At 72.2% G+C, this 13,446-nt stretch carries 11 protein-coding genes; 10 read left to right on the top strand and 1 reads right to left on the bottom strand.

Annotation, left to right across the window (positions count from 1 at the left end; translation table 11 throughout):
- The first annotated feature begins 11 nt into the window (after positions 1–11).
- The 9 genes from IE207_RS22690 (at position 12) to IE207_RS22650 (ending at position 9,603) form a co-directional block, all read left to right on the top strand.
- Entirely contained in the window at positions 12–1,016 is a 1,005-nt protein-coding gene (locus tag IE207_RS22690; RefSeq protein ID WP_190186122.1) for a proline racemase family protein, read from the top strand.
- Positions 1,013–2,056 (top strand): proline racemase family protein, encoded by a 1,044-nt coding sequence (locus IE207_RS22685; protein ID WP_229873902.1) that lies wholly within the window; start codon positions 1,013–1,015, stop codon positions 2,054–2,056. Before IE207_RS22690 ends, IE207_RS22685 begins: the two co-directional genes overlap by 4 nt.
- Positions 2,053–2,997, top strand: coding sequence for an ornithine cyclodeaminase family protein (locus IE207_RS22680; protein WP_229873901.1), 945 nt, complete (start codon positions 2,053–2,055; stop codon positions 2,995–2,997). The genes IE207_RS22685 and IE207_RS22680 overlap by 4 nt, the downstream gene beginning before the upstream one ends.
- A 40-nt stretch (positions 2,998–3,037) precedes the next feature.
- On the top strand, positions 3,038–3,748 hold the full coding sequence (locus IE207_RS22675; protein ID WP_190186121.1) for a GntR family transcriptional regulator: 711 nt from the start codon (positions 3,038–3,040) through the stop codon (positions 3,746–3,748).
- A 132-nt stretch (positions 3,749–3,880) separates the two neighbouring features.
- Positions 3,881–5,626: an ABC transporter substrate-binding protein gene (locus IE207_RS22670; RefSeq protein ID WP_190186120.1), complete on the top strand. Its 1,746-nt coding sequence runs from the start codon at positions 3,881–3,883 to the stop codon at positions 5,624–5,626.
- Positions 5,627–5,646: 20 nt separating this feature from the next.
- Positions 5,647–6,651 carry an ABC transporter permease gene (locus IE207_RS22665; protein WP_190186119.1) on the top strand — a complete coding sequence of 335 codons (1,005 nt, stop codon included), beginning with the start codon at positions 5,647–5,649 and terminating at the stop codon, positions 6,649–6,651.
- Positions 6,648–7,634 carry an ABC transporter permease gene (locus IE207_RS22660; RefSeq protein WP_190186118.1) on the top strand — a complete coding sequence of 329 codons (987 nt, stop codon included), beginning with the start codon at positions 6,648–6,650 and terminating at the stop codon, positions 7,632–7,634. The genes IE207_RS22665 and IE207_RS22660 overlap by 4 nt, the downstream gene beginning before the upstream one ends.
- Positions 7,634–8,626, top strand: coding sequence for an ABC transporter ATP-binding protein (locus tag IE207_RS22655; protein ID WP_190186117.1), 993 nt, complete (start codon positions 7,634–7,636; stop codon positions 8,624–8,626). The genes IE207_RS22660 and IE207_RS22655 overlap by 1 nt, the downstream gene beginning before the upstream one ends.
- Positions 8,623–9,603: an ABC transporter ATP-binding protein gene (locus IE207_RS22650; RefSeq protein ID WP_190186116.1), complete on the top strand. Its 981-nt coding sequence runs from the start codon at positions 8,623–8,625 to the stop codon at positions 9,601–9,603. Before IE207_RS22655 ends, IE207_RS22650 begins: the two co-directional genes overlap by 4 nt.
- Before the next feature lie 82 nt (positions 9,604–9,685).
- Here the strand turns inward: IE207_RS22650 and IE207_RS22645 are convergent, their stop codons facing one another.
- Positions 9,686–11,737, bottom strand: a complete 2,052-nt coding sequence (locus IE207_RS22645) for a prolyl oligopeptidase family serine peptidase (protein ID WP_190186115.1) — start codon at positions 11,735–11,737, stop codon at positions 9,686–9,688.
- 97 nt (positions 11,738–11,834) lie between these two features.
- Here IE207_RS22645 and IE207_RS22640 point away from each other — a divergent pair, with 97 nt between their 5' ends.
- Positions 11,835–13,388, top strand: a complete 1,554-nt coding sequence (locus IE207_RS22640; RefSeq protein ID WP_229873900.1) for an MFS transporter — start codon at positions 11,835–11,837, stop codon at positions 13,386–13,388.
- Positions 13,389–13,446 lie beyond the last annotated feature (58 nt).

Genomic DNA, 13,446 nt, shown 5'->3' with positions numbered 1-13,446 from the left:
TTGGGGGACCCATGCGCACGCGCCACATCTACCACGCGGTGGATTCGCACACCGAGGGCATGCCGACCCGTGTGATCACCGGGGGAATCGGGGTCATCCCCGGCGACACCATGGCCGACAAGCGGCTCCACTTCATCGAGCACATGGACCACGTCCGCACGCTGCTCATGTACGAACCGCGCGGCCACTCCGCGATGAGCGGCGCCGTCCTCCAGCCCCCCACCCGCCCCGACGCCGACTTCGGGGTGCTGTACATCGAGGTGTCGGGCCTGCTGCCCATGTGCGGGCACGGCACCATCGGGGTGGCGACCGTCCTGGTCGAGACGGGCCTGGTCCCGGTCGTCGAACCGGTCACCACGGTCCGGCTCGACACCCCGGCCGGTCTGGTGAGCGTCGACGTCCGCGTCGAGGACGGGGCGGCCACCGCCGTCACCCTCACCAACGTCGCCTCGTACTGCGCCGGGCTCGACTTGAAGGTGGACGTACCCGGATACGGCACGGTGAGCTACGACCTGGCCTACGGCGGCAACTTCTACGCCTTCGTCGAACTCGACGCCCTCGGGCTCCCCTTCGAGCGGGCCCGCAAGGACGACCTCCTCGCCGCCGGACTCGCCGTCATGGGCGCAGTCAACGCCTCCGCCGACCGGCCCGTCCACCGCGAGGACCCCTCCATCGCCGGCGTCAAGCACGTCTACCTCGCCGCTCCCGGCTCCGACGCCCGCCGCTCCCGGCACGCCATGGCCATCCACCCCGGCTGGTTCGACCGCTCGCCCTGCGGTACGGGCACCAGCGCGCGGATGGCACAGCTGCACGCCCGGGACCTCCTGCCGCTCGGTGCCGACTTCGTCAACGAGTCGTTCATCGGCACCGAGTTCACCGGCCGGCTCGTGGCGCAGACCACGGTGGGCGGCCTCCCCGCGGTGATCCCCACGGTCACCGGGCGGGCCTGGATCACCGGCACCGCCCAGTACTTCCTCGACCCGGCGGACCCGTTCCCCGCAGGGTTCCTGCTGTGACCGCCACCCCCACCACGGTGCGTACCACCGACTACCACGCGGCCGGCGAGCCGTTCCGCATCGTCGACACCGCCTGCGCGGGGATACCGGCCGTACCCGGGGACACGGTCGCCGAGCGCTGCGCCACCGTCATCGGACCCGGCGGCTCCCCGACGGCCCCGCGGCGCGGCGCACTGGACGACGTTCGGCGGCTCCTCGTGCAGGAGCCGCGCGGGCACGCCGGCATGTACGGCGGTTTCGTCGTGCCGCCGGACGACGACGGGGCCCACTTCGGGGTGCTGTTCTGGCACAAGGACGGCTACTCCACCGCCTGCGGCCACGGCACCATGGCCCTCGGCGCCTGGGCCGTGGACAGCGGCCGGGTCCCGGCCCCCGATGACGGCAGCGTCCAGGTCCGCATCGACGTGCCGTCGGGGCGGGTCACCGCCACCGTGCACCGCTCCGGCGGGCGCACCACCGGGGTGACGTTCCGGGGCGTCCCGGCGCGGGTCGGCGCCCGCAAGGTGCCGGTCGCGACCACGCTGGGCCTGGCCGAAGCCGACATCGCGCACGCCGGGGCCTGTTACGCCTCGGTCGCGGCCCGGGACCTCGGGCTGGAGGTCACCACGGCCGCGCTGCCCTCGCTGGTGCGCGCCGGGCAGGAGATCCGGTCGGCACTGGCCACCCACCCGGGCACCTGGCACCCGGGCGGGCCGCTGCTCTCGGGGGTGTACGGGGTGATCCTGTACGAGGAACTCCCCGACACCCCGTTCGGACCGCACCAGCGCAACGTGACGGTCTTCGCCGACGGGCAGACCGACCGCTCGCCCTGCGGCTCCGGCACCTCCGCGCGGCTCGCCCTGCTCGCACAGGACGAGCGGCTGGCAGTGGGGGAGGACCTGCTGCACGAGTCGGTCGCCGGAACGGTGTTCACCGGCCGGATCGTGGGCGGGGACGCGGAGGGCCTGGTCACGGAGGTCACCGGGACGGCCTACCGCACCGGTGAACACGCCTTCACCGTAGACCCGTACGACGAGCTCGGCGCCGGGTTCCTGCTGTGATCGCGCAGCTCTCCGGCGCGGACACGGCCGGGCTGCTCACCCCGGCCGGGGCCGCCGACGCCCTGGCCGGGGTCCTGCGCGCCGGCCTGGACCCGGAAGGCTGCCCGCAGCGCACCGCCGTACCCGTACCCGGCGGGGAGCTGCTGCTGATGCCGGCCGCGGCGGGGGCGTACGCCGGGGTGAAGATCGCGGGGGTCGCGCCGGGCAACGCCCTGCTCGGGCTGCCCCGGATCACCGGCTCCTACCTCCTCCTGGACGGCCCCACCCTGCGCCCCCTGGCCCTGCTCGACGGCGCCGCCCTGACGGCCCTGCGCACCCCGGCGGTATCGGCGCTGGCGCTGCGCCACCTCGCGCCCAGGGACCGGCCGCTCGCGCTGGTCCTCTTCGGGGCGGGGCCACAGGCGTACGGGCATCTCGAAGCGGTGCGCGCGGAGCGGGAGTTGGCCGGGGTGACGGTCGTCGCGCGGAACCCGGAGCGCGCGGAGCGGCTCGTGGCGCACGCGCGGGCCCTGGGACTCGCCGCCCGGACGGGTACGCCCGAGGACGTGTCCGGGGCGGACGTGGTGCTCTGCTGCACCACGGCCCGTACGCCGTTGTTCGACGGGAGGCTGGTCCGCCCCGGGGCGACGGTCGTCGCGGTCGGCTCGCACGAACCGGACGCCCGGGAGACCGACACCGCGCTGGTGCGCCGCTCGGCCGTGTACGTCGAGTCGCGCGCGGCGGCCCTGCGCGAGGCGGGTGATCTGCTCATCCCGGAGGCGGAGGGCGCGATCGGACCCGGACACATCACCGGCACCCTGGCCGACCTCGTCGCCGGCCGCCGTCCGGCGCCGGGACGACCGAGTGGTCCGCGGCTCTTCAAGAGTGTGGGGATGGCCTGGGAGGATCTGGCGGTGGCGGTCGCGCTGTTCCAGGCGGCGGGGGCCGACAGGGCAACGTGACATTGTACGCTGTCCCTCTGCGATGCTCGGAGGAACAGCAATGGGTGACCTGAAGCAGCACAGCCTCATCAAGGCCCAGGAACGGCTCCGTGACCAGGTCGGTCACGCCCTCCGAGCAGCCCTGATAGCGGGTGAGCTGCGTCCCGGCAGCGTCTACTCGGCCCCCGGTCTGGCGGCCGAACTCGGCGTGTCGGCCACCCCGGTGCGCGAGGCCATGCTCGACCTCGCCCGCGAAGGGCTGGTGGAACCCGTACGCAACAAGGGCTTCCGGATCACCGAGGTCAGCGAGCGGGACCTGGACCAGTACACCGAACTGCGCACGATGATCGAGGTGCCGACGATCGGCCGGATCACCGAACTGGCCACCCCGGAGCAGCTGGAGGCCCTGCGGCCCGTCGCCGAGGAGATCGTCGCCAGCGCCCGCGAGCACAACCTGATCGGCTATCTGGAGGCGGACCGCCGCTTCCACCTGAGCCTGTTGGCGCTCTCGGGGAACGACCGTCTCGTCGAGACGGTCGGCGACCTGCGCAAGCGCTCCCGGCTCTACGGCCTGACGGGCCTGGACGAGGCGGGCAAGCTGGTCTCCTCGGCGGAGGAGCACATCGAGCTGCTCGACCTGATGATCAGCGGTGATGCGGCGGCGGCGGAGGCCTGCATGGTCCGCCACCTGGGTCACGTCCGCTCCTTGTGGGCGCAGGGCCGCGACGAACCGGTGGGCCGGCCCCCGGGCGGCCTGGGTTCCGGCGTCTGAGGGGCAACTCCCTTAGCGGCCGCGCTATTTGGACACGGCTGAATAACGGCGGCGCCAGCCTCTTGTCAGTACAATTTCACATTACTATGTTACCGGTCACATCATAAAGCGCGGCCCTTCACTGGAGTGACCATGACCAAGCGCACCCAACTCGCCCTCGCCACCGCCTTGGTGGCAGCCCTCGCACTCGGCGCCTCGGGCTGCACCGACACCAAGAAGGGCTCGGCCGGCGGCTCGGGTGCCCCCAACCCCGCCGCCGGCAACGACGGCAAGATCCTCGGCGGGACCCCGGTCAAGGGCGGCACCCTCACCGTCCTGTCCAACCAGGACTTCTCCCACCTCGACCCGGCCCGCAACTGGGTGATGCCGGCCATGGACTTCGGCACCCGGCTCCTCTACCGCACGCTCGTCACCTTCAAGTCCGAGCCCGGCAAGGCCGGCAGCGAACTCGTCCCCGACCTCGCCACCGACCTCGGCACGCCCACCGACGGCGGCAAGACCTGGACCTTCACCCTCAAGGAGGGCGTGAAGTACGAGGACGGCTCACCCGTCAAGGCCCAGGACATCAAGTACAACGTCGAGCGTTCCTTCGCCCCCGACCTCACCGGCGGCCCCGACTACGCCGCCCAGTACCTCGCGGGCACGGAGGGGTACAAGGGCCCGCTCCAAGGGCAGCACCTCGACTCCGTCAAGACCCCCGACGACCGCACGATCGTCTTCGAACTCAAGCGCCCCGTCGCCGAGTTCTCCGCCACCGCCACCCTCCCCACCTTCGCGCCCGTCCCGCAGTCCCAGGAGAAGGGCACCCAGTACGACGCCCGCCCGTTCTCCTCCGGCCCGTACAAGATCGAGTCGTACGACCGCGACAAGAAGCTCGTCCTGGTCCGCAACGAGCACTGGGACGCCAAGACGGACACCGTCAGGAAGGCCTACCCCGACAAGTTCGTGGTCGTCATGGGCCTCAAGGGCGGGCAGATCGACGATCGCATCATCGCCGGGGCGGGCGTGGACGCCTCCGCGATCGAGTACTCGAACATGCGCCCCGAAAGCGCGCCCAAGGTGCTTCCGAAGGCGGACGTCAAGGCCCGCCTCCTCGCCGAGTCCCAGGGCTGTACCGAGATGCTCCACCTGAACAACTCCCGAGCCCCCTTCGACGACCCGAAGGTCCGCGAGGCCATGCAGTACGCCGTCGACAAGGATTCGGTGATCACCGCGGCCGGCGGCCCGGCCCTCAACGAGGTCGCCACCGCCTACCTGCCGCCGGCCCTCACCGGAGGCAAGCAGGCCGACACCCTCAAGATCGCGCCGAGCGGCGACCCGGCCAAGGCCAAGGACCTGCTCAAGGCCGCCGGCAAGGACAAGCTGAAGGTCTCCCTCGCCGTCTCCACCGGCGACAAGAACAAGGCCGAGGCCATCCAGCAGGGACTGGCCCGCGTCGGCATCGAGGTCGTCATCGACACCGTCGACCCGGGCGCCTACTACGACGTCATCGGCGACCTGTCCACCACCCCCGACATGACGCTCAGCGGCTGGTGCCCCGACTATCCCTCCGGCTCCACCTGGATGCCCTTCGTCTTCGACGGACGGACCATCAAGGAGAAGGGCAACCAGGGCAACTACAGCCAGTTCCGCGACGAGGCGACCATGAAGCGGATCGACGAGATCAACGCCATGGCCGACGCCAAGCAGGCCGCCCAGGCCTGGACGGACCTCGACGCGGAGGTGATGAAGAAGGCGCCCTCCGTCCCGGTCCTGCTGGAGCGCAAGCCGCTGCTGGTCGGCCCGAACGTCGCGGGCGCCTTCGGCCACCCCGTGTGGACGGGCACCGTCGACTACGCGACGGTCGGCCTCAAGGACCCCTCGAAGAGCCAGGGCTGAGGGATACGGAACCCGACATCATGACCACCACCGCACCCGGTGCCGGCGGTCAGACGCCCCCGGCTCCGGTTCCGGGCGGGGCGCCCGCCCCCGAAGCCGCCGGGGCCGCTCCCGCGGCGGCGGCCACCGGCGCCGGCCCCTGGCAGCTCGCCCGGCGGGAACTGCGCCGCCGCCCCGCCGTCCGCGTCAGTGCCTGCGTCGTCCTCCTCTTCGTCCTGATGGCCGTCACCGCCCCCTGGCTGGGCGCCCTCGGCGGGTGGACCCCCGGCGAGTTCGACAAGACCGCCATCGACCCCTACCTCGGCGGGCAGCCGCTCGGTTCCCTCGGCGGGATCAGCCCCGCCCACTGGCTCGGCGTCGAACCCGTCACCGGCCGCGACCTGTTCTCCCGCGTCGTGAACGGCGCCCAGGTCTCCCTCCTGATCGCCTTCGCCGCCACCGCGATCGTGGTGATCACCGGCACGGCCGCCGGAACCGCCGCCGGCTACTTCGGCGGGCGCACCGACGCGGTGCTCTCCCGGCTGATGGACCTGACCATGTCCTTCCCGTCGCTCATCTTCATGATCGCGATGCTGTCGGTGGCCAAGGACGTCAACCGCATCGTGCTCATGACCGCCGTGATCGGCCTCTTCGGCTGGCCGGGCGTCGCCCGCGTCGTCCGCGGGCAGACCCTCTCCCTCAAACACCGCGAATACGTCGACGCCGCCCGCGTCGGCGGCTCGGGGGCCTGGCGGATCCTGACCCGCGACATCCTCCCCGGTGTCTCGGGCCCCGTCATCGCCTACACCACCCTGCTGATTCCCGGCATGATCAGCACCGAGGCCGCGCTCAGCTACCTCGGCGTCGGCGTCCGCCCGCCCACCCCGTCCTGGGGCCAGATGATCGCCGAGTCCGTCGCCTACTACGAGACCGACCCCATGTACTTCGTCATCCCGAGCGTCTTCCTCTTCCTGGCGGTACTCGCCTTCACCCTCCTCGGCGACGCCCTGCGCGACATCCTCGACCCGAGGGGCGGCCGTACGTGATCCTCTACCTGATCCGCCGGCTGCTCGCCCTCGCCGGCGTGCTCATCGCCATCGCCGCCGTCACCTTCCTGATCTTCTACGTCCTGCCCTCCGACCCCGCCGCGGCCGCCTGCGGCAAGACCTGCAGCCCCGAACGGCTCGCCGGCGTAAGGGAGTACCTCGGTCTCGACCTGCCCCTGTGGCGGCAGTTCCTCGACTTCCTCAGCGGCATCTTCACCGGCCGCACCCTCGGCAGCGGCCAGTACGCCGTCCAGTGCGACTTCCCTTGCCTGGGCTACTCGTACGAGAACTCCCTGCCCGTCTGGGACCTCCTCATGGACCGCCTGCCGGTCTCCGCGTCCCTCGCGTTCGGCGCCGCCGTGCTGTGGCTGCTGCTCGGCCTCGGCGCCGGGGTCACCGCCGCCCTGCGCAAGGACACCGCCACCGACAAGGCCCTCATGGTCGGCGCCGTCGCCGCCGCCTCGCTGCCCGTCTACTTCACCTCCGTGATGCTGATCTACGGAGTGATCCGCGTCGCCGGCCTGCTGCCCTACCCCTCCTACCACTCCTTCGGCGAGGACCCGCTCGGCTGGGCCTCCAACCTGCTGCTGCCCTGGACCGCGCTCGCCCTGCTGTACGCCGCCATGTACGCCCGCCAGAGCCGCGGTTCCATGATCGAGGCGATGGCCGAGCCGTACATCCGGACCGCCCGCGCCAAGGGCATGCCCGAACGCACCGTCGTGGTCAAACACGGGCTGCGCTCCGGCATGACCCCGATCCTCACCATCTTCGGCATGGACCTCGGCGGGCTCCTCGCCGGCGCCGTCATCACCGAGTCCATCTTCGGGCTCCCGGGCATCGGCAGGCTCTTCTACGGGGCGCTCGTCAGCTCCGACCAGCCGGTGGTGCTCGGCGTCACGCTGCTCGCCGCGTTCTTCATCGTCGTCGCCAATCTCGTCGTCGACCTCCTGTACGCCGTCATCGACCCGAGGGTGAGGTACTGATGACCGCTCTCCTTGAAGTACGCGATCTACGCGTCACGTTCACCACGCCACGCGGCTCCGTACGCGCCGTCGACTCCCTCGGATTCACCGTCGGGGCCGGGCGCACCCTCGGCATCGTCGGGGAATCCGGATCCGGCAAGTCCGTCACCTCGCTCGCCGTCATGGGCCTGCACCGGGGAGCCGAGATCGGCGGGTCCGTCGCCCTCGACGGGCGGGAACTCACCGGCCTGTCCGAGCGGGAACTGTCCAGGCTGCGCGGCCGCAAGATGGCCATGATCTTCCAGGACCCGCTGTCGAGCCTGCACCCCTACTACACCGTCGGCGAGCAGATCGCCGAGCACTTCCGGGTGCACTTCAAGGCCGGCCGCTCCGCCGCCCGCAAGCGGGCCGTCGACATGCTCGGCGAGGTCGGCATCCCCGAGCCCGCCCGCCGCGCGGGGGAGTACCCGCACCAGTTCTCCGGCGGTATGCGGCAGCGCGCGATGATCGCGATGGCCCTGGCCTGCGAACCGGACCTGCTGATCGCCGACGAGCCGACCACCGCCCTCGACGTCACCGTGCAGGCCCAGATCCTGGAGCTGATCGCCCGTCTCCAGCAGGACCGCGGACTCGGCGTCGTGCTGATCACCCACGACCTCGGCGTGGTGGCCCGGGTCGCCCACGAGGTACTGGTCATGTACGGCGGCCGGGCCGCCGAACAGGCACCCGTGGAGCAGCTCTTCGCCGAGCCCGCCCACCCCTACACCCGGGGCCTGCTGGACTCCCTGCCCCGGCTCGACGACGCCGACGACGCACCCCTGCGGGCCATCCCCGGCTCCCCGCCGTCCCTCCTGACCCCCGCTCCGGGATGTGCCTTCGCCCCCCGCTGCCCCGAGGCGGCGGCGCGCTGCACCGGTGAACGCCCGGAGCTCCAGCCGTACGGAGAAGGGCCCGCGCGCACCGTCGCCTGCCACTTCGCCGGAGCCGGCGCCCCCGCGGAGGTGACCCGATGACCGCCGCACCGCAGGCGCTGCTCTCCGTACGCGACCTGACCATGACCTTCCCCGGCCGGCGGTCGGCGACCGGGCGCCGGGGGGCGCCCGTGCGCGCCGTCGACGGGGTCTCCTTCGACCTGGGCGAGGGCGAAACCCTCGGCCTGGTCGGGGAGTCGGGCTGCGGGAAGTCCACGACCGGCCGGATGCTGGTGCGGCTGCTGGAACCGACCGCGGGCAGCGTCGAGTTCGACGGCCGGGACATCAGCCGGCTGTCCCAAGGCGCCCTGCGGCCGCTGCGCAGGCACATCCAGATGGTGTTCCAGGACCCGCACTCCTCCCTCAACCCGCGCCAGACGGTGGCCCGGATCGTCTCCGACCCGCTGCTGGTCCAGGGCTGGACGGCCGCCGACGCGCGCCGCAGGGCCGCCGAACTGATGGAGCTGGTCGGGCTGATCCCCGAGCACATCGACCGCTACCCGCACGAGTTCTCCGGCGGCCAGGCGCAGCGCATCGGCATCGCCCGCTCGCTCGCCACCAGCCCCCGGCTGATCGTCGCCGACGAGCCGGTCTCCGCCCTCGACGTCTCCGTACAGGCCCAGATCGTCAACCTGATGGAACGGCTGCGCCGCGAACTGGGCCTGGCGTACGTGTTCATCGCCCACGACCTGTCGGTGGTCAAGCGGGTCAGCGACCGGGTCGCCGTCATGTACCTGGGCCGGATCGTGGAGATCGGCGAGAAGCACCTGCTGTACGACGACCCCCAGCACCCTTATACCCGGGCCCTGCTGTCGGCGGTCCCGCTGCCGGATCCGGCGGCGGAGCGCAGGCGCGAGCGGATCGTCCTGCTCGGCGACCCGCCGAGCCCGGCGGCCCCGCCACCCGGCTGCACGTTCCACCCGCGCTGCCCGAAGGTCCAGGAGATCTGCCGTACCGAACGCCCGCTGCTGCGGGTCGCCGCCTCGCGCGAGGTGGCCTGTCACTTCCCGGGGGACTGACGGGGACCCCGGGAGAAGAGGGGCCCCGGAGCCGACACGATCGGCTCCGGGGCCCCTCACCCGTGTCCTCGGGGGTTGCCCGTCAGAGGCGCAACTCCGTGCGGAAGAAGTCCAGTTCCTGGAGCATGACCTTCTCCCTGGTGGCGCCCGGCGTCATGTGGGTGACGCCCGGCAGGGCCAGCAGCCGGTGCGGGCGGCCCGCGTCCGTCAGGGCCCGGGACAGGCGCAGGGTGTGGGAGGGGTGGACGTTGTCGTCGGCCAGGCCCGTGATGAGCAGCAGGGGCCGGCTCAGCCGGGGCGCGTCCGGGATCAGCGAGTCCCGCTCGTACACCTCCGGGTGCTCCTGGGGAAGACCGAGGTAGCGCTCGGTGTACGCAGTGTCGTAGTGCCGGAAGTCGGTCGGCGCGGCTCCGGCGGCGGCCGCGTGGAAGAGGTCCGGGCGGCGCAGTACGGCGAGGGCGGCGAAGTAGCCGCCGTAGGACCAGCCGCGCACCCCGACCCGGGTCAGGTCGAGGTCCCGGTGGCGGGCGCCGAGAGCCTGGAGGGCGGCCACCTGGTCCTCCAGGGTGACCTCCGAGAAACCCCGGTACATGGCGTGGGTGTACGCGGGTGAGACGTTCGGGGTGCCCCGGTTGTCGATGGTGACCACCGCGAAGCCCTGGTCGGCCCACCACTGGCGGTGCTGCCAGCGCCGGGGTTCCGCGGAGACGTCCTGGAAGCCCGGGCCGCCGTAGCCGTCCACCAGCACCGGCAGCCGGGTGCCCGGCACGTGCCCGCGCGGCAGCACCAGCGCGGTGGGCACACGGTGCTCGGTGACCCGCTCCAGCACCGGGAGCACCCGGTGGGGCAGGGGTTCGGCCAGGTCGGCGGGGCTGAACTCCCGCCCGTCGGCGGTGCGTACGCTGCGGCGTATCCCGTCGGCGTCGGCGCTGGTCAGCAGCAGCGCCCCGGACGAGGCGAGCACGGTGTGCACCCCCGGCCCGTCGGCGAGCGCGGTCCGCTCCCCGGTTTCGGGGTCGAGGAGCAGCACCTGCTGTTCGGCGGGGTCGCGCTGCCCGGCTTCCACCAGCAGCCGGCCCTCGTGGAGCCCGGCCACGCGGCGGACCTGGATGCCGTCGCCGGTCAGGAGCTTCCCGTCGAGCGCGAGGGCGCGCGCGGTCCCGCCCGGGGTGTCGGCGGCGGTGAGCATCCGCCCGTCCGGCAGCCGCGCCGGGGTCCCGGGCAGCGGGTCCACCCACTGGGGGTGCGTGGTGCGGGACAGCTCCCGGGTCACGCCGGTCACCGGGTCGGCGCCGAGCAGCAGCACGGTCTGCTGGAGCCGGTCCTGGACGGTCAGCAGGATCTCCCCGGCCGACTCCCATGCGGCGTCCGAGACGTACGGGTAGGTCCCGGCGTCCCAGCCGAGCCGTACCCGGTCCCCGTCCGGCCCCAGAACCCACAGCTGTACGTCCGCGTTGGGGCCGCCCGCCTCGGGGTACGCGAAGTCCTCCACCGGCAGCTCCGGGTGCGCCGGGTCACCGATCCAGCGCCGCCCCAGGGCGGACTCGTCCACGCGGGCGGCGAGCAGGGTCCGCCCGTCCGGGGACCACCAGTGCCCGCGGCCCCGGCCGAGCTCCTCGGCGGCCGCGAACTCGGCGAGGCCCCAGCGGGCGCCGTCGTCGGGGCTGATCCGGCCGCCGGGCACGGTGTGGAGGGCGTCGGCGGTGACGTACGCGACGCGCGAGCCGTCCGCGTTGGGGCGCGGGTCCACGGCGGTACCGGCGGTGGGCAGCTCCCTCGGCGGCGCCGTCCCGTCCGAGGTGACCTCGTACAGCCGCCCGTGGAGTGCGAACACCGCGCGGAGGCCGTCGCCGGAGAGGGCGTACGAGCCGATGCCGGCGGCGACCAGCCGGATCCGCTCGCGGAGCCGGCGTTCGGCGGTGGGGAGGGTGCCGGCCGGCAGGGTACGCGGGTCGGCGAGGCGGGTCTCGGCGCCGGAGGTGGTGTCGAGGACCCAGAGGGAGTCGAGGGGGTCGACGGGGCCGGTCGAGCGCAGGAACCAGAGGAGCCGCCCGTCGTCGCCGAAGGAGAAGGCGCGGGGGGCGCCGTGGGTGAACCGGCCGGTGGCCGCGGAGAGCCTGAGGAAGTCATCCATGATCGCAGTCTGCCATGTGAAATATCACACCGTACAGTGATCGAGCGTTAGGCCATTCGAGTGGTGTGGCCCCAGTGCCGGGTTTAGCGTCGGAGGGGTGGACGGGAACACACTGCCGACCAGCACGGGGACCGACGGCAAGGTCCGGGAAAGTGGCGGGAACCGGCTCGCCCTGTTCGTCATCGCCAGTTGCCAGCTCATGGTGGTCCTCGACATCACCATCGTGAACATCGCGCTGCCGCACATCCAGACCGCGCTGGGGTTCTCCACCGAGAGCCTGTCATGGGTCGTCAGCGCCTACACCCTCACCTTCGGCGGCCTGTTGCTCCTCGGCGGCCGCACGGGCGACATCCTCGGCCGCAAACGCGTCTTCATCTTCGGGGTGCTGCTCTTCGGCCTGGCCTCCCTGCTCGGCGGACTCGCCCAGAGTGAAGGGCAGTTGCTGGGCGCCCGCGCACTCCAGGGGATCGGTGGCGCCATCGCCTCCCCGACCGCTCTGGCACTGATCACCACGACCTTCCGCGAAGGACCGGCCCGCAACCGGGCCTTCGGCGTGTTCGCCGCCGTCTCGGCGGGCGGCGGCGCGATCGGCCTGCTGGCCGGCGGTGTCCTCGTCGAATGGCTCGACTGGCGCTGGGTGTTCTTCGTCAACGTCCCGATCGCGCTGGCCATCGCCGTGACGGCCGTCAGGGTCATCCGGGAGTCCGAGCGCCACCCGGGGCACTTCGACTTCGCGGGCGCGCTGCTGTGCACCACCGGCATGGTCGCCCTCGTGTACGGCTTCATCCGCGCGTCCCAGGAGGGCTGGCGCGACAGCCTGACCCTCGGCTCGTTCGGCCTCGCCGTGGTCCTGCTGACCCTCTTCGTCATCAACGAACGACGCTCGGCCCAGCCGATCACCCCCCTGCACATGTTCGCCGACCGCAACCGGGCCGGGACCTACGGCATCATGCTCTTCCTCGCCTGCGCGATGTTCGGCATGTTCTTCTTCCTGACCCTGTTCGTACAGAACGTGCTGGGATTCAGCCCGCTGCGCGCGGGTCTCGCGTTCCTGCCGGTCAGCGTGGTCATCGGGATGGGCGCGGGCCTCGCCTCCCAACTGCTGCCGAGGTTCGGGCCCAAACCCTTCATGGTGGGCGGCGCGCTCTGCACGGCGGCGGGGCTGGCCTGGCTCACCCAGACCGACGTCGACTCGACGTACCTCGGCAGCATCCTGGGCCCGATGCTCATCTTCGGCATCGGCATGGGCATGCAGTTCGTCTCGCTGACGCTGATGGCCCTGTCCAACGTCCCCGACCGGGAGTCGGGAGCGGCGTCCGGACTGCTCAACACCACCCAGCAGGTGGGCGGGTCGCTCGGTCTGTCGATCCTGGTCACCGTCTTCGGCACCGCCAGCCGCAACGAGGCCCACACCCAGGTCCCGGCCTTCCTCGCCACCGCCGACCCGGGGCAGCGCGCCCTCTTCCTGCGCACCGGTCAACTTCCCGACCCCTGGGGCGACCAGGTACTGGCCTCCGGCGTGAGCGCGGCGTTCATCGTCGGGGCCGCGTTCGCCCTGATCGCCGCGGTGATCGCCCTGGTGGTCATCCAGGTCCGCCCCTCGGACCTGGCCCGCCTCCAGGGCAACCACACCCCGACGGCCGCCGTCTAGTGCTGTGACCGGGAAGGTTCGCCGGGTTGAGCGGTCAGGCTGCGGTGGGTAGGGGTCT

Origin of the sequence: Streptomyces cirratus, assembly GCF_014650775.1 — a bacterium.
Lineage (GTDB): Bacteria > Actinomycetota > Actinomycetes > Streptomycetales > Streptomycetaceae > Streptomyces > Streptomyces cirratus.
The sequence above is the reverse complement of the archived record's forward strand: the minus strand, read 5'-3'. Positions and strand labels throughout refer to the sequence as shown.